The following is a 23,123-nucleotide window of genomic DNA, read 5'->3' as shown; positions in this document are numbered from 1 at the left end:
AATCATTACTTGCATTTTTAAATGTGTTTATTCTTACAATACACAGTTGGTAATGCTGCATAAACTGCTGCACATTTAACTAAATCACTCTTCCAAGTCTTTTCATTTGGTGCATGTGCTTCTTCTTCTTTACCAGGTCCAAATCCTATACATGGAATATTATATCTTCCCATTATAGAAACCCCATTTGTTGAAAATGTCCATTTATCTACCTTTGGAGTTCCATACATTCTTTCATAAACTTCAACTATTGCTTTAGTTGCAGGTTCTTCCTCTGAAATTACCCAAGTTGGAAAATAACAATCTGTTGGATAAATAAGTTTTGTCCAACTTTCTTTTTCATATTTATACATAGAAACTTCTGCCTTATACTTTTTCACAAATGGCAAATTCCTTACTTCTTCTAATGCAGTTTCATAAGTCTCACCATTAGTTAGCCTCCTATCTAATGAAATTGCGCACATATCGGCTACTGCACAGCGTGATGGAGAGTTAAAAAATATTTCTGATACTGTAATAGTTCCTTTCCCCAAAAATTCATCATAATGTAAATTATCATTTAAAACTCTTATTTCTTGAAGAATATCTGCCATTTTATATATTGCATTATCTCCACGCTCTGGTGCTGATCCATGGCAAGAAACCCCTTTAACTTCTACTCTTATTTCCATACGTCCTCGTTGTCCCCTATATATATTTCCATTAGTAGGTTCTGTAATAACTACAAACTCCGGTCTTACTTTATCTTCATTATAAATATATTGCCAACAAAGCCCATCACAGTCTTCTTCTTGTACAGTTCCAGTTACCACTACTTTGTATTCATCACTTAAAAGATCCAAATCCCTCATTATTTTTACTCCGTATATTGCTGAAACAATTCCCCCTAATTGATCTGATGCCCCTCTTCCACCAACCTCTTCATCATTTTCATAGCCTTTATATGGATTAAAAGTCCAATTGCTTAATTCTCCAAGTCCAACTGTATCTATATGTGCATCATAACCTATTAATGTTTTTCCATTTCCTATACACCCTAAAATATTTCCCATTCCATCAACTTTAACTTCATCAAAACCTACCTTCTTCATCTCTTCTGCTATACGATTAATAACCTTACTTTCACTACCACTTTCTCCAGGTATAGCTATTAAATCTCTTAAAAATTTAACCATTTCTTTTTTATAGCTCTCAGCCTTTAATTTTATCTCTTTAAAATCCACATTATCCTCCTCATATTTAAATAAAGTAATCATTAATTCCTTATGCTTATAATCTCTACAATATACATACCATAACATTAGGAAATTTCATTTCTCATATAATCTTTTCAAATTTTTACTCAAATACTTAAATTTATATTTTTTATATACTATTCATAAATTTTATGATTATTTTTAATAAAACTTACTTATAATAAAATTAATCTTAACTTTAAATAATAAAAGGAGTCATTTCTATGAGTAAAATGAAACATATATCTGATTTAAAAAATGTTCAAATGAAATCCTGCAGTAAATATGCTAAAAACTCTAAAGAGCCTAACGATGGATACTTTATAGAAAAAGATTTAAATGATAGCTTTAGTTCAGAAGGAACTGTAAGATATGGCGAAGAACAGGATGTTGACGATTTATAAAGTAATTAATATTTAAAACTCTTAAAACAGTATAAAATATAAAAAATAAGGTATAAGAAAACTATATAATAGTGTTCTTATACCTTTAAAAACTTTATTTAGTTAATTATTTACATAAATTGAATTATTTCACACTTTTAAAAAGTTAAAACTTTATATTCTTTAAACAAGCTAAAAACTTCTAATAAGTCCCTAGTAACTATAATTTCATCATTTTCAGTAACAATTATTCCACTTATATTATGCTTTCTCATAAATTCAAGAGCCTTATTTTTTCCCATAATAAAAAGTGGGGTTGAAAGTGCATCCCCTTCAATAGAATCATTGCTTACTACTGTAACACTCTTTAAATCTGATTTAACTGGATATCCATTCTTAGGATTTAGTATATGATTATACATTTCACCATTATACATAAAAGCTCTTTCATACCCTCCAGAAGTTACTATTGATTTATCTTTAACTAATATACTACATATAACATCCTTACTATGTTTTTTAGGTTCATATATTCCTACATTCCATAAGTTTTCTTCACCTTTAGAACCTAAAACCTTTATATTCCCACCTATATTTATTACAGCAGATGCAACATTATTATTCTTATAAAATTCTATTATCTTATCTGCTATATACCCTTTAGCTATTCCACCTAAATCTATTTGCTGATTTTCTCTTAATAACATTACAGATAAATTACTTTCGTTTAAAACTACATCTTCATAATCTACTAAAAAAAGTTTTTTATTTACTTCTTTATTTGTTAAAAATTTAGGTTGCTGGCTATTGATTGCCCATTCTTTTACTAAAGGGGCTATAGTTATATCGAATATTCCATTAGTTAATTTTGAATAGTGCTCTGCTACTTTTAATATTTCAAAGGTATCCTTAGATATTCTAGTAAAACACTTTCCTGCATTTTTATTGATTTTACTTACCTCACTATCACTTTTAAAAAAGCTAAGCATATCTTCAAATTTATTCATAAAATTCGTTGTCTTTTTAGCTATTTCATAAACTTTATCTTTTGCTAAATTTTCGATTTCATTATTATATTCTATTTTCTGATATACTTTAGTATTAAATATAAAATCTTCCTTTTCTAAATATCCCTTCATATAAAAATCTCCCATAAAGATATTCTAGTATTTGTATTTAAATGCTATTTAATAATACTACCAATCCTATAAATCTACTATGTACTTATCTTCTTGCTTTACTTAAAGCTTCATTTACAGCATTTATTATTCCATTGCTTGTAAGTGTTGCACCTGATACTATATCAACATTTGTACTTTGGCTTGCTGTAATTCTATATGGAATCAATTCAAGAGCTTTATCACAAATTCCTATAGTTTCGTTATGACTAACTACTGTAACTCTTGCTATTTGATCTAAATATATATCCACCTTTACCTCTAATCCTACCTCACGTCCTGTTGCCGTTCCTGTATATGAACCATCATAATATGTTAAGCTCGGTTCCGGTATAACTGGTGGTATTTCTACAGCAGACTCATCCCCTTTATCTGGTTCTATACCCCCTCCATCCGATGGCTTTTCTACATTAGATTGGTTATCTCCACTTGGTGTACTAGGATTAATTGTATTATTTGAATTTCCACTATTTGAACTTCCTGTATTTGTATTAGTATTTGTATTAATTCCATCTACTGTATTTACATTTCCGTCAGTAATACTATCCTCTGTAGAATTATTATTTATATCAGAACTTTCAATCTGATGATTATCATCATTCTCATTATGTACTTCTTCATTTACTTCATTTTCATTATTTTTTATTTCTTCTTTATTATTATCTTTATTTTCATTATTTTTATTTTCAGCATTATCTACTAATTCAACACTATCGTTTTTATCACTTTTAGCCCCAACTTTTTCCTTTTCCCCATCAAAATTCATAAACATAGCTGCAGCAACAGAACTTACTATTACTCCACAAACTGTAGCTGCTATAACTTTATTTTTACTATTTTTCATAATTATTCCCCCTACTATTATTGTATTTATAAAATTAGCTCTGATAAATATATGTTTATATAAATAATAATCTATATTATAAACTATATCTACCAGAGCTTGCCACATAATTAAATTTTTACAATTTTAAAGGAACAAAAAACATTTCATTTTTAATTTCACTTATAAACCCGCCAATTCCATATACATTATTAAGTAAATCAATATTTATTACTTCATTTACTTTTCCTGAAGCAATAGTTTTACCATTTTTCATTATTATAGCATTATGACTATATTTAATTGCCTGATTTATATCATGTAAAACCATAAGAACAGTTAGTCCCTCTTCCTTATTCAATTCTTTTACAAGTTCTAATATTTCTATTTGATGATAAATATCTAAATACGTTGTCGGCTCATCTAAAAATAAAATCTCACTTTTTTGTGCTAAAGCCATAGCTATAAAAACTCGTTGCCTTTCACCGCCTGACATACTCATAACAGCTTTATCCTTCAAATTTTCAAGTCCAGTTCTTTTTATAGCCCACTCTATTATTTCTTCATCATCTTTATTATTACCTTGGAAATATTTTTTGTGTGGTATTCTTCCATAAGCAACTAGTTCTTTCACGGTAATATCACTTGGGACCTCATTTTGTTGATGAACTGTTGCAATTTCCTTTGCTAAATCTTTATTTCTTAAGCTTTTTATTGACTTTCCTTTAATACTTATATCTCCAGAAATAGGTTTATTTAATCCAGCAAATATACCTAATAATGTTGATTTTCCACTTCCATTAGGTCCTAATATAGTTGTTATTTTTCCTTTTTCAACATTAACATTTAATTCTTTTATAAATTCTTTATCCTTGTCATAAGAGAACTCTAAATTTACTGCTTTTATCATTATTTTAAGTCACTCCTTCTTAAAAGATATAAGAAAAATGGTGCTCCAAATATACACGTTACTACCCCTACAGGAATTTCATTAGGTCTCATAGCCATTCTGCCTACTGTATCTGCAAATAATACTAAAAACGCTCCAACTATTCCACTACAAGGAATTAAATATTTATGGTCAGAACCTATTATTATTCTACATATATGTGGAACTACTAAACCTACAAAAGATATTACTCCTGCTATTGCTGTTGATATACTAGCTAAAAACACCGCTACAGCAGTAACTATTATCATATATATATTAGAATTAAATCCTAGACTTTTAGCATTTTTACTTCCAAGAGCTAATATATTACATACTTTACTTAATAGTATTGCTGCTAATATCCCTATAGTAGAGTAAATCAATAATATATTTACATTACTCCAATTAACTGTTGCTAAACTTCCCATCATCCATTTTTGAATATTACTTGCTCCTAATCCTGCACTTACTGTAATCATAGATGAAAATCCACCTAATAATGCATTACAAGCAGCTCCTGCCAATACTATTCTTATTGGCGATAATCCATTTTTATATGCCATAAAGTAAATTATCATGCAACAAACTAATCCGCCAAAGAAACCAAAAATAGGTCTAAGGTTAGTTACACTAGGTATAAAAACCATAAAGAATACAGTAACCACACAAGCTCCTGATGATATTCCTGTTATATATGGATCTGCTAATGGATTTCTTATTACAGCTTGTAATAAAACCCCTGCAATTGCCAAATTTGCTCCAACTAATATTGCAATAATTACTCTAGGCATTCTTAAGTCTTTTATAATTCCAATATTTCCATCTGATTGTCCTAAAAATATCCCTTTAATAAGTTCTCTAAATGTAATATTAATACTACCTAACTTTAATGATACTAATACAGTTACTAATAGAATTAATATCGATAGAACTATAAATGATATTTTAAATTTTTTATTTGAAACTTTCATAATTATTCTCCATCACCATGAACTATATCACTTAATATATCTAATCCCTCAATAACATTAAGTTTTGCACTCATTCCAAAGTATTCACTATCTAAATAAATTACATTACCATCTTTAACTGCATTTATATTTTGCCATGCAGAATCACTTGCCATTTCAGCTTCTAATGCTGCTTTTGTTTCTTCTGGCATTGCATGTACCATAACTAAAATCTTATCTGGATTTAGCATAGCTAAATCTTCTTTATTATAAGTAGTAAATGATGTACTATTATCTTCAACTATATTTCTTCCACCAACTAATTCAACTAAACTTCCTATATAGGATTTTGATGTTGCTATCATTGTTGAACCTGGTGCAGCAAATAAAAGTAAAATATCTGGATTTTCTATGGTTTCTGCTTTTTTCTTAACTTCTATCTCTTTGTCTTCTAAATCTGTTAGTAATACTTCAGCTTCTTCTTTTTTATTAAATCTTTCTCCTAATAAGCTTATTGCGTCCTTCAATCCATCTAAACTTTCTAAAGAAACAAATTCACTTGGAATGTTATTTTGCGTAAATAGCTCCATATAATCTGATCCTAAAGTATCAACTGATACTACAACTGTTGGATTTAATGATTTAATTATTTCTAAATCTGGACTCATTGGATTTCCAATCTCAACTGCTCCTTCTGTGCTTTCCGGTAATTCATAAGATGTACTTGGAACTCCTGATACCTTAACCCCTAAAGCATCTAATATTTCTGTAACTGCTACCGATGTTGCAACAACTATCTCTTCACCATCAGCATTAACCGCTACATTTTTATTTTCACTACTTTGTGAACTACAACCCACCATATTAAATCCGATAATTGCACTAGCTATTATAGATATAATTCTTTTACACTTCATAATTATTTAAACTCCTTACATAACCTTTATGCACTCTTTTTTTTAGCTTTTATAATAGTTAAACCTACTATAAGTAATACTATAACTACACCTAATCCTATTACTATAGGCTTTATATTATCTGAATTATCACTACTATCAACTATGTTATTCTCATTCTCTATATTTAATTCTTCTGTAGTTACATCTGCATCTACATCTGCCTCTTCTATTGTATTTACTTCACTATTGTCTTCTTCAACTATTTCTTCAATTAAAGTTAAAGTTTCCATTTTAGGTATTACTTTAAATTGAACATCTCTTTCCATAGGCCCCACATAAATAAGTGCATCCATGTCAGCATCTACTTTATCAACTTCTATATTTAGCTTAACAATTCCATCTTCACTATTCTCTTCTACTATTTCAACAACTGCATCTTCTCCATTAAGCTTCATTCTATAGTTCTCCATATAATTACTTCCAGAAAAACCCACAGTATAAATTATGTGATCTTTAGTTACTTCAACAGTCATTGTTGGTAATAAATACGTTCTTGACATTGCCATACCTGTTTCTGATTCATGATAAACATCATTTTCAACTTCATATATTCCACTTTTTATATCACTTGCATGAACATTTATAGTTCCAATTGTTAAAAACATTCCTAAAAACATCATTGCCATTATAACTTGTCTAAATTTATTATTTTTTTTCATCTTATTACCTCTTTTTCATAAATTATTTAAAAAATATAAATTATTACTAATATTCTTTAACGTAAAAATTGAAAACTGAATAATGAAAATGTTTTTTCATTTTCATTACCAATTTTCAATTTTTTATATTATCCTATATTTTAAAATTATCTTCTTTTCTTTAATAATACAGCTCCTGCAGATGTCATTAATAATCCTAATCCAGCTACTGAACCAGCTCCAGCTGCCGCACCTGTATTTGGTAACTTTTCTACCGTATATTCTTTAATAAATGTTAAAGTATCTTCTAATAATTCAACTCCGAATTCAACTTCTCTAGCCATTGGAACTACGTAAGTTTTAACTTTTATACTATCATTTAAGCTTGAAACTGCAAATCTTACATATGTTTCATCACCGTTTGTGCTTTTACTTGCGCTTACTTTTGATCCATTAACATATATTTCGTGATTTTGCATGAATTCTGCACCTGTAAATGTTAATGTAACATAATAAGTTCCTTCTATCTCTTCAACTTTTGAAGTTGAACTTAAATATTTTCTAGCCATATTTCTTCCAGTTTCACTTTCATGGCTTACACTATTTTGAATAGAGTATAATTTACCTTTAACTACTGTTATTTCTTGCTCAGTATTACTTGTGCTTCCGTTACTTACACTACCATTATTACTTGAACCTGATGTTGTTCCTTCTGTTGTACTTCCAGTTGTTCCCCCTGTTGTTCCTCCAGTTGTTCCTCCAGTTGTTCCATCTGCAACTAATTTTAATGTATCTTCTAATACATTAACTCCAAATTCAACATTGCTTCCCATCATAGAAACATAAGCTGAAACTTTTATTGAATCTTGTAAGCTTCCAACAGCAAATCTTAAACTAACAATATTCCCATTTACAGTTTTAGTTGTATCTACTTTATTTCCATTAACATATATTTCATGATTACTCATCATAGTTGAACCCATATTTGTAAATGTTAATGTAACATATTTCTTTCCATTTACATCTTCAACTTTTAATGTATCTTCTATTGCTTGTTTTGCCATATTTAATCCAGTAGAATTTTCATGAATTACTTCTAGTTTACCTGTATAAACTTTAGTGCCTGCATTTTCGATTGTTCCATTATTTGAACTACCGTTATTCGAATTGTCATTTCCTGTATTTCCACCATTATTGTCTGGATTTATTGGTGTTTCTTCCTCTCCATTACTTCCTGAATTATCTGAAGAGTTATCTCCTTTATATTCTGTTAGTTCTCCCTCATGTAGTAAATCAATGTCTACCTTATGTAGCTTTCCTGGGAAAACCTCTTCTGGAAGATTCTCATTATAGTAAGTTAGATTAACATTAATTCTTGTATATAATAAATCCGTTGATTCAATACCAAAACTTATTGATCCATCTTCATTTTTTACAAATTCAACTTCTTGTCCATCTACTGTTATTGAATTTGTTGTTTTTACAGTTTCTAATCCTACCTTATTATATTTCATAGTTACAGTAATTTTTCCATCTTTAACTGTTACTATAGAATCTGTATCTATATAGTTTCTTATTGCACTATCATTATCTGTTCCTGTTTTTAATGTTTTATTTGTTATTTTATATATTCCATTTGCTAAAACATTTCCTTGATTTTCGTCATTGCTTCCTGAATCATTAGAAGAGTCCTTTATTAATTCTCCCTCATGTAGTAAATCAACATCTACTTTATGTAGCTTTCCTGGGAAAACTTCTTCTGGAAGGTTCTCATTATAGTAAGTTAAATTAACATTAATTCTTGTATATAATAAATCCGTTGATTCAATATCAAAACTTATTGATCCATCTTCATTTTTTACAAATTCAACTTCTTGTCCATCTACTGTTATTGAATTTGTTGTCTTTACAGTTTGTAATCCTGCTTCATTATACTTCATAGTTACAGTAATTTTTCCACCCTTAATTGTTACAATAGAATCTGTATCTATATAATTTCTTATTGCACTATCGCTGTCTGTTCCTGATTTTAATGCCTTATTTGATATTTTGTATGTTCCATCAGCCAAAATATTTTCTTGATTTTCGTTATCACTTTCTGAATTATCTATTGATGGACTTGCAATTGCATCAACTACCGTTGCTCCTACGGCTTGTACATTCGTTCCTAATACTGTAGTTGTTATCATTAATGATGCTAATAAACTACAAATCTTTCTTTTTAACATAACTATATCCCCCTATTTTCTCTTTAAAATTATTTTATTAGAATTGACATTCAAGTAATTTTCTTTCATAATAATTGATATTGATTATCATTTACTTGTTATATCTTATCATAACTTTTAGAATTACCTTTTAACTATTTTTATTTTTATTTTAACTATATTTAGTTAAATAGTAATTTCTATGTTATATAAAAATCACTCTAAAAGGAGGATACTTATTAATTTATGATCTCAACCATTTTTACAAACTTTTTTAATTGCTTATCATTGCCAACTGTAATTTTAAATAATACTTTTTCAACGGTTTTTACTTATAAATATGATTCCAATATAGAAAGTTCATTTTATTTATCACAAGCAATTGCAATTATAAAAAAATCAAATTATAATCCAGGAGCATTTACTATTAATATTCAAAAAAATATTACTTATAGTTGTATAATGTTTTATCATTATGATAATTTACCTATGTATATCTTAATAGGACCATATACATTAATTAAAGACGATTCAATATTCATGAAAAATAACATTTCATATATATCCGAATCTTCAATAAATGATACTATTAAATTGCATTCATATATTATAGATACCATTAAAAATAAATGTATACAGGAGCAACATTCTCCTTGTGTTAATCATGCAATCGAATATATAAAGCATAATTATACACAGGATATTTCCATAGATGACATTTGTAATGAATTAAATATAAATAAATGCTATTTCTGTAGTATTTTTAAAAAGGAAACAGGTCTAACCTTTATAAATTATTTAAACTCTTATAAAATTGAAAAAAGTAAAGAACTTTTAAAAAATACAAATTTATCACTGTTAGATATAGCTTTATCTGTAGGATTTAATAATCAAAGCTATTATAGTACTGTTTTCAAAAAGATAACCTGTAAAACCCCTCTAGAATTTAGAGAGGAAATTCTACCGTAATTATAAAAAAACACTTATAAGGATAGCATTAAATTTTTTATTTTAATCACTTCCTTATAAGTATTTTTAATTTTGTTTTTCTCTTTTTATAGTTCCCCATTTATATTTATTCTTTTTATATCCTATAAAAGCCGATGCTCTATATAGTGTTAAAAATTGTCTATAACCTATTCCTTCAAATATTGAAATTATCATCAGTCTAGCTATGACCTTTTTATTTATATCTTCTTTAAATGCATAAACTTGTAATAATATTGCCGAAATAGATATAGCTAAACTATATATTATAATAAATCCATAATAACATAATACAAATTTTAAATTAATTATTTTAAAAATAAATGATAAAAGTATAATAATCATTCCTACAACTTCAATAATGGGTGTTATCATTTCAAATAAAATGAAATATAACTTTGCAAGTAACCACCTTCTATTTAAAAATAAATTTTTATGTAGTGACATGCTATGTATTAATCCTATTTGCCATCTTCTTCTTTGTACCTTTAACCCTTTTAAAGTCTTTGGTGCTTGAGTATAGCAATTTGCATCTGGAGCATATGATATGTAGTACTCTTCTTTATTTTCTATAAACTTTTTATGTAGTCTCATTACAAGTTCCATATCTTCTCCAACAGTATTATTCTTATATCCACCAACATTAATTACATCCCTTTTTCTAAAAGCTCCAAAAGCTCCTGATATTATTAAATTCATATTTAAGATATTCCAAGTCATTCTATTAGTTAAAAAAGCCCTAAAATACTCTATCATTTGAAATGGTATTATTAATCCCTTTGGTGTATCTATTTTTGTTACTACTCCATTTTCTATGGTGAAAGCATTGGCAATTCTAATATTTCCTCCAACTGCTATAGTTTTTTTATTCTTCATAAATGGAACTATTATATTTCTAACTGCTCCTTTTTCTAATATAGAATCTGCATCAATTGTAATAAATATAGGGTACTTAGCATAATTTATTCCAACATTTAAAGCATCTGCTTTTCCTCCATTAACTTTATTTATTACTGTTATAAAAACATTGTTTACTTCACCCTTATATACAGATAAAATATCCTTTGTTTCTATACTCCTTTTCATGGGTTTATAAATATGCTTTAATTTATACTTTTGTTCAATAACTTCAAATGTACTATCTGTAGACCCATCATTAATAATTATAATTTCATACTGTTTATAATCTGTTGCTAATAAAGATTCTATAGTTTTACAAATAGTAACCTCTTCGTTATAAGCAGGTACTAATAATGAAACTGGAATATAATCAGCATTATAATCTAAATTGAAATTATTTATAAATCCCCTAAATTTTATATGTTTATCAAAACTTAAAGCTGATGATATTACAAATATAAAAAACACAAAAAACATTATAGCCACATATATAAGAACTATATTATCAAAAAAATATATAATATCTTCAAATTTCATACTTTCTCCTTAGTTGACTAACTCTTTTATTGATAAATCGTAATCTATTGAACTATCTAATAAATACTTTTCTAAATTATCTACTTCTGATAAAATGGTTAACATTGCATCAGAGGCATACTTATCTTTCCCATATATAATACTTAAAATTTTCTCCTTATCTTTTATTAAATTATATAAACTCTTAGCAGAATTTTGCCTTACATACCAATTTTCATCTGTTAATGCTTTTTCTAATACTACTATTACATCTTCATCCTCGCAATAACTTCCTAATGAAACTACACTTAATGCTCTAATTTCCCATTCTTCACTTCTAGATAATAAAATTAATTCACTTTTTATGTTCTCGTCCTTAATATCTATCAAATATTTTATACATGCAATTTTTATTTCTTTATCTAAATATTTTTCTTCCAATAATTTCAGTACTATATCTTTAACTTCTATATATCTATTTTCTTTAAAATACTTTAGTATAATCTCAGAAAATTTATTATTGCTATGGTTATTTAATAGTTCTCTTTCGAATCTCCTATTTAATTCTTTTACATTTCCTTCAAATGAATTTATGCTGTCTATTAATACCTTCTCATGAATTACTGAAGTAGAATTTATTATTTTAATTAACCCCTTTATAAAGTAATCAATATTCCCTAGCTTACTTAAAGTTCTTAAAGAATCTATTTGTATATAAATAGAATTATCAGTACACCTCTCAATTATATAATCATAATATCCATCAATTTTAAATTCACCTATATACTTTATTTTATATGCTATATCATATTCTTGCTCTTGCCTAGACTTTAAAACTTCTCCTAAAATATCACTTTTATTAACAAATTCAATTATTATCTTTTTCTCCTCATTTAACCTCATTATTAAATTTTCGCATAAATACCTTGCATTTAATTTTCTTTTACTTTTCTTTTTTATTTTATTTATAGCATCAACATCTATTTTTTTATTATATTTAAAATTATCTAATTCATTTGAAATACTTACACCTAAAGTTCTATCTAATTTTTTAAGTTTTTTATTCGTTCTATTCTCATTTAAAATTTTATATCCAATATATATGTACATGCTAAACAAATAATATAGGCATATTATCATAATATAAAAACTTAGTTTTAACACATATATACACCCCATTTCTTTAGTTTAAAATTCTTTTAAAGCTTCTTTTAATATATAGTAGGATTCCTTTAACCTTTCATGATAGGTAGGATATATCCATTTATTCCAACTATACGCCTTCATATCTAATGCTTGTATTTGTTTCATATCTTCTAATACATAAACGCCTATATTTATCTTATTTATTTCTACATGATTTATTTCTCCTGATTTATTAAAATCATCTATTATCATTTTATTACTTGGATCACTTATATTTAGCATAAGCCATGGTATTCTTATTTCTATATCATCTCCATTTATAATAAAATCTGATAAAGAATTATATTCATTGCTATTAGGATTTCCATTTCCATAAATTAAATTTCCAACTTCAACATACTGAATTGGAATTATTTTGCCACTTTTCGGAAGAATAGATTCTCCTAATACTACTTGTCTTATTGTTTTAAAACTATTTATATCATTTGATTCATATCTAATCTCATTAAATAAAAAATCCGATACATCATAATAATCATTGATTAAAACTTTTGAGCTATCCTTACCTTTTATATCGATTATAAAATCAGCTTTTTCATTAAATATAACATCATAATTTTCTATAGTTGTACTTCCTGATTTTGGTGTTATATCTATTGGTATAAATATTTCATCTTTATCTAAATTTAAATTTTTCTTATTGACTCTAAAATATAAATATTCTTCATCACTTTTCATATATAATGTTATATTATCACTTTGAGAAACTATATCTTTTTTATTCCATTCATTTATCTTTCCATCTATATACGATACAGATTTTCTTTTTCCTGGTTCAAATGCTAAAAGTCCAAAATACTCTTCATTTGTCATTCTATCTCCCCAATAAGGTCTTGATTCCTGGACATCCATATCCATAGTATTCCAGGTCCTCTTAAACCATTCATCTTGCCATGAAAATACTATTGCTCCCGCATATCCTTCATCATATATGTCATTTAACATTTCTACATTCATCTCACCTTGATCTTTTTCACTAACTAACCCTTGATTAAATCCTCTACTTAAATCTTTATGAGTTATCCCTCTAGAACTAGGTACTCCAAATTCTGATACAACTATCGGTACTGTATGATAACTTTTTAAATCCCTTAAGTATGCTTTATAAGAATTTTTATTTCCATCTTCATCTAAAAACTCTATATAATCTGAATCATAATTTAAAAAGTCAGGATAATAAGGATATATATGATATGATGCAAACAATCCACTTTTAAAACTATCCTTTGCTTTTATATTCTCAGTATTAATATCAGCAATTCTATTATCTTCATCAACATCATTCTCATGATCAATAGGATCTGTAGTAAGCCAATTAGTAAATGCTATTGGCTTTTGCATATTATAAATTTTACTTTCATAATCTATAGCATGATTTCCTGCTTGTGCAAAAAACATCTCAATTGCACTTGCATTATTTGTATATAAATACTCTCCATCAAAATCATCCATTTCAACATTTATTTCATTAGTTGATTTTACAAAGTATGGATCCCATTCTATCCCTAAAATATATCCAATAACATAAGGTGATATATCTTTTGTATATTTTCCGTATCCTCTTCCTAATACCTTTTCAGTTTCTGCATTTCCATGGATAACATCTATTATAGTTGCTATTTCATTATTAAAACTATTTTTTATATTTGGACTAAATGCATTCATTTCTTCTAACATAAGTTCTTCATCAATCCAAACACCATGTATTATATAAAGTGGGTCTATCCTATATCTATTAAATTCAAATAATGCCTCATAAAATTCTGGCATTTGTAATGTATAAACTCTTATTACATTTGCATTCATTTCTTTTATTTGTTTAAACCATCTTAAATAATCATCTTTGGTTATTCCAAATTCTCCTGGGAAATATCCTGGCTTAGAAGCCCCTATATTCACTCCCTTTAAAAAAGTAGTTTTCCATTTACCATTTATATATATATCAAAATTAGTATTATTAGTTCTAGCTACTTGTTGCACTACTTCTTCACTGCTTATATTAATTTTATTTCTAATTAAATATCCATAGTTAAATATACCTATTATAAGAATTAATATTATAGTTACTATTTGTAAATACCTTTTCATATTCCCTCCTTAGTTACTTATTCATTATACCTATACAAATCATTCTATAAGTTCTACAAAGATTCTATAAATCCTTTTATTTTTTGATATATTAAGTACATTGATTTCTTTTCAAATTGATATTCTTAAAAATAATAAACATCAAATTTGTTTTTTAATAATCATATTTATTATACACAAAAAAGGAATTCAAATATGAATTCCTTTACCTTTATAAAAAATAGTATCAAAATTTATTTGAATACCTTACTTTTACTTATAAATAAAATATTAAATCTATTAATATTTTATTCTATTTTATGTCCTGTATTTTCAATACAATCTCTAATTTCTTGAGCAGTTGCTGGCTCATTATAAATTACTTCAACACTTCCACGAGCCATATCTACACAAACATTATTTACACCATCTACTTTTTCAAGTGCATTTTTTATTTGAGTTTTTATATTTTCATTTGCTATACCATTTACTATATAATGTTGTCTTTCCATGAATACTACTCCTTACATTTAAATTATATAAATAGTATTCTCAAAATTTTATTATATTATTAGGTTATCTTAATTTAACCTTTTCGCTTTCATAATAATTTACTGAATATCTGTTTGAACTATTTTTTAAATATTCAATCTCCTTCTGTACTTCATTTAAGTTTTTAAAACTTCTATAACACAGCTCTATAATTTCATCATCTGCTTCTTTTAAATCTACAACATGTATTGAAGTTATTTCTGCATTAAATGCTGCTTTAATACCAGCTGATGAATCTTCTATTACAATACAATCATTAGGACTCATAAAAAGTTTTTTTGCCGCCTTTAAAAATATTTCTGGATTGGGTTTAGTTTCTTTAATATCATCTTTAGTAACTATGGCATCAAAATATTTTTCAATATCAGCTTGTCCTAATTGTTGCAATGCTCTATTCCTTGTTGCTGAAGTTGCTAATGCTATTTTATATTTATTTTCTTTTAAATATATTAATAATTCATTTGCTCCTTTTTTTAATGGAACCCCTTTATCTATTACTATAGCTAAATTTTCATCTTTTTCCTTATACATTGCATCTATAGGCAAATCATTTCCAAAATAATTTAAAAAAGTTTTTTTTACATTTTCTCTGCCAGTACCTAATACAGATGAATATATTTCCTTTGTCATAGTATATCCATACTTTTCAAAAACCTTACTCCATACATCAAGATATACATTTTCTGTATCAAATAAAACTCCATCCATATCAAATATCACGGCTTTTGCTTTTTCAATATGTTTCTTCATTATTTTCCTCTTTCAGTTTATAGTTATTTATCATTAATTAATTTTTATCTGCAATAAATTCCAACCCTATTTGACTTCTTACATTATCCATTATTTTCATTACTATTTTTGAATTCTCTAAAGAATTTATATTAGATTCTTTTTTATTATTAATTATAAGATTTACAAACTCATCTATTTCATAACACATACTATCTTCTTGGTTAGTAGATAGTTCTTCAATATTTCCATCTTTATAGACTATCTTTACAGAATTAACTTCATTAATTTTATCTATTATCATAGTCCCTTCTTCACCTTGTATTTCTGTTGGCAAATATGAATTTGATATCTTAGAATATATTACACTACCTTCCATTTCATCATATTTAAATATAACTGATCCTTCACCATCTACTCCTGATTCAAGCATATAACTAGTTGCTTTTATTTCTTTAGGCTCTCCAAATAAAGTAATCATTGGATAAATAGTATATACTCCTATATCCATCAATGCTCCATTACTTAATTCTCTTTTGAATGCATTTAAAACTACTCCTTCTCTATACTTATCATACCTGGAGGAATATTTACAAAAGCTCGAAAAATATCTTCTTATCTTCCCTAATTTATATATATTTTCCATAACAATTTTAAAATTTGGTGTAAGTGTAGTTCTCATTGCTTCCATTAAAACTACATTATTTTCCTTAGCTACTTTTATCATTTCTTCTACTTCTTTTATATTAGAAGCAAATGCTTTTTCACATAAAACATGTTTTCTATTTTTCATAAATATAATTGCTTGTTTAGCATGAAAACTATTAGGTGATGCTATATAAACTGCATCTATTTCATCACTTTTTGCCATTTCTTCTAAACTTGTAAAAATAGTTTTTACACCATACTTATCAGCAAATTCTCGTGCAGTTTCTTCTTTTCTTGAATATACTGCTGCTAATTTAAACTTCTCTACTAACTTAGCTCCTTTTAAAAATACCTGTGTAATTTCACTTGTTCCTATAACTCCAAATCTAATTATTCTATCATCCATATTCATACCCCATAATTAATTTTTCTTAAATACATATAATAAACTTAATAATGTAAATACATTATAACATATTTATATTTCATTATTTTTTAATCATATATCTTTTCTACATACTAATACTATTTATTTAAATTTAAAAATATCAATTTCAGACAAGTATAAAATTCTATTTAAAAATAAGAGCAATCTCATTAATAACAAATTTATAATTGTATTAATTATCAAATAATCTATAATAAAAAACTTATAAACTTTTATTAAATTACAATATAAAAATAGCAAATGAAATAACATATTAAAGTATTATTTCATTTGCTATTTTTTTAAATATATATATCTGAAAGCTCTATTTTTATATTTTGTCTAATTTTATCCTCTAAATTAAAATTATTCTCTTCTTCTATTACTTTTCTAGGTATTTCAACCACAAATTTACTTCCTTTATTAATTTCTGAAAAAACTAAAATTCTTCCTTCATGAAGATCTACAAAGCATTTTACAATAGATAACCCTATACCACTACCTTCATTTTTCCTACAAAAAGTATTATCTACACGAATAAACCTTTCAAATATTCTATCTATATCTGTGTTTTCAATGCCTATTCCATCATCTTCTATACTTATTTCTAGTATCTCTTCAGTAAATTTTAGTTTTACTTCAATATTTCCATTATCCTTTGAAAATTTTATAGCATTTGATAATAAATTTAATATAATTCTCTCAATTTTATTAACATCAACTGCCATTACAACTTCTTCTTCATTTGTATCAAATATTATATTCAAATTTTTATGTTCAGCATATGGTACTATTGATAAAACTAAATCTTCTATCAAATTTACAATATTAGTATTTTTAATTTCTAATTTTAAATCATTCACCTCAGACTTCTCTACATCAATAATATTATTTAAAAGTCTTATTAATCTATAACAATTTTCTTTTATAATACCATAATTTTTAGTATCTCCGTCTATATTTTTTATTTCTGCAAGATGTATAGCTGATAAAATTACGTTTATTGGTGTTTTTAATTCATGACTTATGTTAGATATAAAATGAGTTTTTAATTTATTTGCTTCCTCTGCCTTATGCATTGCCTTTAATATTTTTTTCTCATAATTTTTTTCATATTTAATATATAACATTAATGTTATAACTATAGAAATTAAAGCCATACCTCCAATAATTATTCCTATAATAATATACTTATACTCTTTTAGTATATCAATTGGGTCATTTATAATCTCAGCCTCCTTAGGTAAATCTCTTACTTTTACTGAGAATTTTTTCAAAGCAGTATAATCAAATATATATTTATTTGTACTATCATCTAATATATTTAACATCTTAGGATCATCGCCATTAATCATCCCTAAAACTATTTTTCCAACTTTTTCACCTTGATTAAAATAATCAATTACTTTTCCACCGATACTACCTTCTCCCCAAAAACAACTTGAAGCATTATATATTGGCGTATTTGGAGAGTTTTGAACTATTAATTTATTAAATTCTAAATAGCTTAAATCTTGGTCTCTTAATTTATTAGGATAAATCACAATTATTGCATCTCTTCTAGTTAATTTTGATAACTTATTTTCAAATTCTTCAAGAGATAGTTTTTTTGTACTAATATTTTCATAAGTAAACTCATTATATTTTTTAATAATATCATTATTAAATTCATCATTATCTATAAATATAATTCTATCTATATTTTTATGAATTTCTCTTATGATTTTTATATTATCCTCAATTGTTTCAAACTCTTTAACACCAGCTACCAAATCATGTTCTATAGCACTTTTTATAATTCTATCATCTTTCACGCCTAAAAACGCAACTGGCATACTTTTAAATAAACTCTCTCTATATTTTAAACAAAATTCTAAAGCTTTATCATCAGCCGCTATAATAGCATCAAATCCTCCATAACTTTCAATATTATAGCTTATTAATCTATAGAACTTTTCTTCTTGTTCCTTATCATTACTACAAGGTATATCCATATGTTCAATCCTTATGTTAACATTATTATTCATTACTTCTTTTATACCTCTTATTTGATCATTGAAATTCTCCGAGTTATAGTCGCCAGAAGTAATAAATAATACATTTAATTTATTCATTTGTTTTTCAGCTGCATAAATTTTTGTTGGTGCACAAATCAATATTAAAATTATGCTTATTACTAAACAAATCTTAATCTTTAGTCCTTTCATCAATTTCTCCTGTTCAATAAAATTATATAAACAGTATTATACTACATTTTTTCTATTTTTTATATATATTATCCAAAATTACCATAATACTACCTACTCTTATATTATTTGCAACACTTAAATTCTATTAATTATCTATTGATGTTCATACATAAACTTTAATTTTCTATTTGCTATATAGATATTCACGTGTTAAAGGCAATTTATTATTTACACCTTTTGTAAATAATATTTGATGTAAATCAATTACCCCATTATTGAATGTTGCTGCACAAGAGCATAAATATAAACTCCACATTCTAATAAATCTTTCATCAAACATCTCTTTTACTTTATCTATATTGTCACTAAAATTCTTATACCACTCTAGTAATGTCTTTGTGTAATGCAATCTTAAGCTCTCTATGTCTATTGTATGATAATCATACTCTGCCGAAATATTTATAATTTCTCTTAATGAAGGAATAACACCACCTGGGAATATGTATTTCTTTATAAATGCATCACCTTCTGATTCTTTTAAACCACTTATATAATGTAATAAAAATACTCCGCTCTCTACTAATACTGAATCTACATTTTCAAAAAACAAATTATAATTAGGACGCCCCACATGTTCAAGCATTCCAACACTAACGACTCTATCAAAGGTTAAATGTGATTTTTTTAAATCTCTATAATCCATAATTTTAACTTCTAACAAATCTTCTAAATGTTCTTCTTTTATTCTTTCACTAAACTTTTTATATTGTTCTTCACTTAATGTTATACCTAATCCCCTTACTTTATATTGTTTAGCTGCCTCAATCAATAAAGTTCCCCAACCACAACCTATATCTAATAATGATTGGCCTTCTTGTAAATTCAATTTTTTTAATATGTGATTAATTTTATTCATTTGAGCTTCTTCTAATGAATCATTTTCATTTTTAAAATATCCACAAGAATAACTCATAGTTTTATCTAACCAAATACTATAAAAATCATTACCTATATCATAATGCGAAGTTACTTCTTCTTTTTGCTTAGACTTATTTGTAACCTTATGAAATATTTGTGGTAATGCTTTATGATTAGTATTAAATTTATTTATGTATTTTAATATAGTGTTTAATACTAAAAATAAATCTCCATCAAATTCAACATCCCCATCCATATAAGCTTCTCCAAAAGCTAATGATGTACTATTTAACAATGCTTTCTTATCTATTGGTTTATTTATTAAAACCTTAAATTGTGGCTCTCCATTTCCAATAAGAAGTTCTTCACCATCCCAAAAGTTTACCTGAAATGACTCTTCCTCAAAATTTTTTAAGAAAGTTTTTAAAAAAGTTTTTTCTAAATTCATATAACAACTCTCCTCTCTTGTTGTAGTATGAACATATTTTTATAAATTTAACCATTTATGTATAAATTAATAATAAATTATATTGTTAATTTATTATTTTATAGTAATATTACTAAAAATAAAATGGTGCTAAATTCAAAATAGCACCATTTTTCTAATGAAAATATATTCTAAATATTTTCTTCTCTATAAACTTCATAAGGTCTAGATGAATATACCTTATATATAAGTTGTCCATCAAATTCTAACATATCTTTCATCCTATCTACTATCCACTCTTCACTTATCATGTCTAATACAACATCTCTATCAAACCATCCTACTTCAACACTTTCTTCACTGGTCTTTAAACTTCCTCCTATTGCTGTTGCCAAAAAATCAAATATAACTTTAGTAGGTACAAATGTCTTATTATCCCAACCAATATATGACTTTGTATTGGAATAAACTCCAACTAACTTATCTACTTTTATTTCAATTCCTGACTCTTCAAAAACTTCCCTACTTACTCCTTGTATTAAATCTTCTCCATTTTCAATTTGTCCACCAGGAAATTCCCATCCCCTATGTGGATTTTTCACTAATAAAACCTCATTCTTTTGATTAGTAACTAATGCCCCTGCAGCTACTATATGTGTTGGAAATTTCATACTTACCCCTCACTTATATACCATATTTTGTAATAATATTTTATATCTTACCTTTACATAAATCAATGCTACAGATAAATAAGAATTTTATTGCTTTAATACTATCTTAATAAAATGTTTTTTCCCTATTTGAACTATAATTTCAGAAGTTTCTTTTATTGTCTCTAATGAAGTTATTTTTTCTCCATTTATTTTCACTCCACCTTGAGTTACTAATCTTCTAAATTCATTTTTACTCTTTGCTAATCCATTACTTACAATTATTTCTGCTAAATTAAAATTAGAAATTAGACATTCTACAGTTTTTATATCATCTGGTATTTGCCTCTTTTGAAACACTATTTTAAATCTCTGCTCTGCACTTTGAACTGCACATTTTCCATGGTATAATTCTACTATTTCTCTTGCAAGTTCTAATTTAACATCTCTTGGATTCATGCCATTTTCTAATGAATTCTTTATCTCATCAACCTTATCTGGATGAACATCTGTTACTAATTCAAAGTATTTAATTATTAAATTGTCTGGGATAGTCATAACTTTTTCAAACATAACTGCTGCATCTTCATCTATACCAATGTAATTTCCTAAGCTTTTACTCATTTTATTTATCCCATCTAGTCCTTCAAGTAATGGCATCATTATTGTAGTTTGCGGCTCTTGCCCAAACTCCTTTTGTAACATTCTTCCCATAAGTAAATTAAACCTTTGATCTGTACCTCCCAATTCAATATCAGCATTTAACTGTACAGAATCGAATCCTTGCATTAAAGGGTAGAAAAATTCATGAATTGATATTGGCATTTGATTTTCATATCTCTTTTTAAAATCTTCTCTTTCAAGCATTCTTGCTACTGTCATCTTTGAACCTAATTTTATTACATCTTCAAAATTCATCTTAGATAACCAGTCGCTATTAAACTTTACTTCTGTCTTTTCTTTATCTAAAACCTTAAAAATTTGTGTTTCATAAGTTCTTGCATTTTCTAAAACCTGTTCTGTTGTTAAAGCCTTCCTAGCTTGCGATTTTCCTGTTGGATCTCCTATTTTTCCAGTAAAATCACCTATTATAATTATAATTTTATGACCTAAATCTTGAAGTTGCTTAAGTTTTCTTAAAACTACAGTATGCCCTAAATGTATATCTGGAGCACTTGGATCTAATCCTAACTTTACTATTAATGTTTTATTCTTAGCTAACTTTTCCTTTAATTCATCTAAACCTATTATTTCATCTACACCTTTGGAAATTATTCTAATTTGTTCATCTATACTTTTCATTACTATTCCTCCTTTAAATATCTGTTATACTTTTTATAACAATTTACTTTTTTATTTGTTATTAATTATACTTAACTAAGTATTTAATTTTTTTCTTAATTGATGTGCACTTCAATTTAAGAAATTATATATATTTTAATTGCGCAATTATTTTTAAATATCGAGTAGGAGGAAAATAATTATTTTATTTTCCATCCTCTCACACCACCGTGCGTACCGGTCTAGTACACGGCGGTTCTTTAAGTTTAATGAATTTTAATATATTGATGCGTTAGGCTTTTCAAGCCTAAGTCGGTAAAGA

Annotated in this window: 20 protein-coding genes; 2 read left to right on the top strand and 18 right to left on the bottom strand. The window is 26.4% G+C overall.

Going from position 1 to position 23,123, the window contains the following annotated elements; genetic code table 11:
- Positions 1-17: 17 nt before the first annotated feature.
- Positions 18-1,223: a YgeY family selenium metabolism-linked hydrolase gene (locus LPC13_RS08180; RefSeq protein WP_147576233.1), complete on the bottom strand. Its 1,206-nt coding sequence runs from the start codon at positions 1,221-1,223 to the stop codon at positions 18-20.
- 236 nt (positions 1,224-1,459) lie between these two features.
- On the opposite strand from LPC13_RS08180, the gene LPC13_RS08175 reads away from it, so the two are divergent.
- Positions 1,460-1,639, top strand: coding sequence for a hypothetical protein (locus LPC13_RS08175; protein WP_005211438.1), 180 nt, complete (start codon positions 1,460-1,462; stop codon positions 1,637-1,639).
- A gap of 137 nt (positions 1,640-1,776) precedes the next feature.
- Here the strand turns inward: LPC13_RS08175 and LPC13_RS08170 are convergent, their stop codons facing one another.
- The 7 genes from LPC13_RS08170 to LPC13_RS08140 all read right to left on the bottom strand — a co-directional run bounded on the left by LPC13_RS08170 (position 1,777) and on the right by LPC13_RS08140 (position 9,325).
- On the bottom strand, positions 1,777-2,757 hold the full coding sequence (locus tag LPC13_RS08170) for an FAD:protein FMN transferase (RefSeq protein WP_040418803.1): 981 nt from the start codon (positions 2,755-2,757) through the stop codon (positions 1,777-1,779).
- Between the two features lie 85 nt (positions 2,758-2,842).
- Positions 2,843-3,640 carry an FMN-binding protein gene (locus tag LPC13_RS08165; RefSeq protein WP_040418805.1) on the bottom strand — a complete coding sequence of 266 codons (798 nt, stop codon included), beginning with the start codon at positions 3,638-3,640 and terminating at the stop codon, positions 2,843-2,845.
- A gap of 118 nt (positions 3,641-3,758) precedes the next feature.
- Positions 3,759-4,529: an ABC transporter ATP-binding protein gene (locus LPC13_RS08160; protein WP_005211441.1), complete on the bottom strand. Its 771-nt coding sequence runs from the start codon at positions 4,527-4,529 to the stop codon at positions 3,759-3,761.
- The gene (locus LPC13_RS08155) at positions 4,529-5,521 is read right to left on the bottom strand and encodes a FecCD family ABC transporter permease (protein WP_195244139.1); all 993 of its coding nucleotides are present in this window, start codon (positions 5,519-5,521) and stop codon (positions 4,529-4,531) included. The genes LPC13_RS08160 and LPC13_RS08155 overlap by 1 nt, the downstream gene beginning before the upstream one ends.
- A 2-nt stretch (positions 5,522-5,523) precedes the next feature.
- Positions 5,524-6,417 (bottom strand): heme ABC transporter substrate-binding protein IsdE, encoded by an 894-nt coding sequence (gene isdE / locus LPC13_RS08150; RefSeq protein ID WP_005211454.1) that lies wholly within the window; start codon positions 6,415-6,417, stop codon positions 5,524-5,526.
- Positions 6,418-6,443: 26 nt separating this feature from the next.
- Entirely contained in the window at positions 6,444-7,118 is a 675-nt protein-coding gene (locus LPC13_RS08145) for an NEAT domain-containing protein (RefSeq protein ID WP_005211455.1), read from the bottom strand.
- 146 nt (positions 7,119-7,264) lie between these two features.
- Positions 7,265-9,325, bottom strand: a complete 2,061-nt coding sequence (locus LPC13_RS08140) for an NEAT domain-containing protein (protein ID WP_195244137.1) — start codon at positions 9,323-9,325, stop codon at positions 7,265-7,267.
- Between the two features lie 225 nt (positions 9,326-9,550).
- On the opposite strand from LPC13_RS08140, the gene LPC13_RS08135 reads away from it, so the two are divergent.
- Positions 9,551-10,273, top strand: a complete 723-nt coding sequence (locus tag LPC13_RS08135; protein ID WP_051040658.1) for a helix-turn-helix domain-containing protein — start codon at positions 9,551-9,553, stop codon at positions 10,271-10,273.
- Between the two features lie 66 nt (positions 10,274-10,339).
- Here LPC13_RS08135 and LPC13_RS08130 read toward each other — a convergent pair whose 3' ends face one another.
- The 10 genes from LPC13_RS08130 to tyrS all read right to left on the bottom strand — a co-directional run bounded on the left by LPC13_RS08130 (position 10,340) and on the right by tyrS (position 22,822).
- The gene (locus tag LPC13_RS08130) at positions 10,340-11,728 is read right to left on the bottom strand and encodes a glycosyltransferase family 2 protein (protein ID WP_005211461.1); all 1,389 of its coding nucleotides are present in this window, start codon (positions 11,726-11,728) and stop codon (positions 10,340-10,342) included.
- 9 nt (positions 11,729-11,737) lie between these two features.
- Entirely contained in the window at positions 11,738-12,847 is a 1,110-nt protein-coding gene (locus tag LPC13_RS08125; protein ID WP_040418806.1) for a HEAT repeat domain-containing protein, read from the bottom strand.
- A 48-nt stretch (positions 12,848-12,895) separates the two neighbouring features.
- Complete coding sequence (locus tag LPC13_RS08120) at positions 12,896-15,001, bottom strand: family 2 glycosyl transferase (protein WP_234088741.1); 2,106 nt, start codon at positions 14,999-15,001, stop codon at positions 12,896-12,898.
- A gap of 287 nt (positions 15,002-15,288) precedes the next feature.
- Positions 15,289-15,492 (bottom strand): heavy-metal-associated domain-containing protein, encoded by a 204-nt coding sequence (locus tag LPC13_RS08115; protein ID WP_005211474.1) that lies wholly within the window; start codon positions 15,490-15,492, stop codon positions 15,289-15,291.
- A gap of 64 nt (positions 15,493-15,556) precedes the next feature.
- On the bottom strand, positions 15,557-16,282 hold the full coding sequence (locus LPC13_RS08110) for an HAD family hydrolase (protein ID WP_005211475.1): 726 nt from the start codon (positions 16,280-16,282) through the stop codon (positions 15,557-15,559).
- A gap of 37 nt (positions 16,283-16,319) precedes the next feature.
- A complete protein-coding gene (locus tag LPC13_RS08105) occupies positions 16,320-17,321 on the bottom strand; it encodes a Gfo/Idh/MocA family protein (RefSeq protein WP_005211480.1) in 1,002 nt (333 codons plus the stop codon).
- Between the two features lie 317 nt (positions 17,322-17,638).
- Positions 17,639-19,543 carry a sensor histidine kinase gene (locus LPC13_RS08100; protein ID WP_234088740.1) on the bottom strand — a complete coding sequence of 635 codons (1,905 nt, stop codon included), beginning with the start codon at positions 19,541-19,543 and terminating at the stop codon, positions 17,639-17,641.
- Positions 19,544-19,709: 166 nt separating this feature from the next.
- Positions 19,710-20,891 (bottom strand): SAM-dependent methyltransferase, encoded by a 1,182-nt coding sequence (locus LPC13_RS08095; protein ID WP_005211495.1) that lies wholly within the window; start codon positions 20,889-20,891, stop codon positions 19,710-19,712.
- A 170-nt stretch (positions 20,892-21,061) separates the two neighbouring features.
- Positions 21,062-21,541 (bottom strand): NUDIX hydrolase, encoded by a 480-nt coding sequence (locus tag LPC13_RS08090; RefSeq protein ID WP_005211497.1) that lies wholly within the window; start codon positions 21,539-21,541, stop codon positions 21,062-21,064.
- Between the two features lie 87 nt (positions 21,542-21,628).
- A complete protein-coding gene (gene tyrS / locus LPC13_RS08085; RefSeq protein WP_005211498.1) occupies positions 21,629-22,822 on the bottom strand; it encodes a tyrosine--tRNA ligase in 1,194 nt (397 codons plus the stop codon).
- Positions 22,823-23,123: the final 301 nt, after the last annotated feature.

Origin of the sequence: Clostridium celatum (assembly GCF_021412605.1) — a bacterium.
In the GTDB taxonomy this organism is placed as follows: domain Bacteria; phylum Bacillota; class Clostridia; order Clostridiales; family Clostridiaceae; genus Clostridium; species Clostridium celatum.
This window is presented reverse-complemented; position numbering and strand designations above follow the sequence as displayed.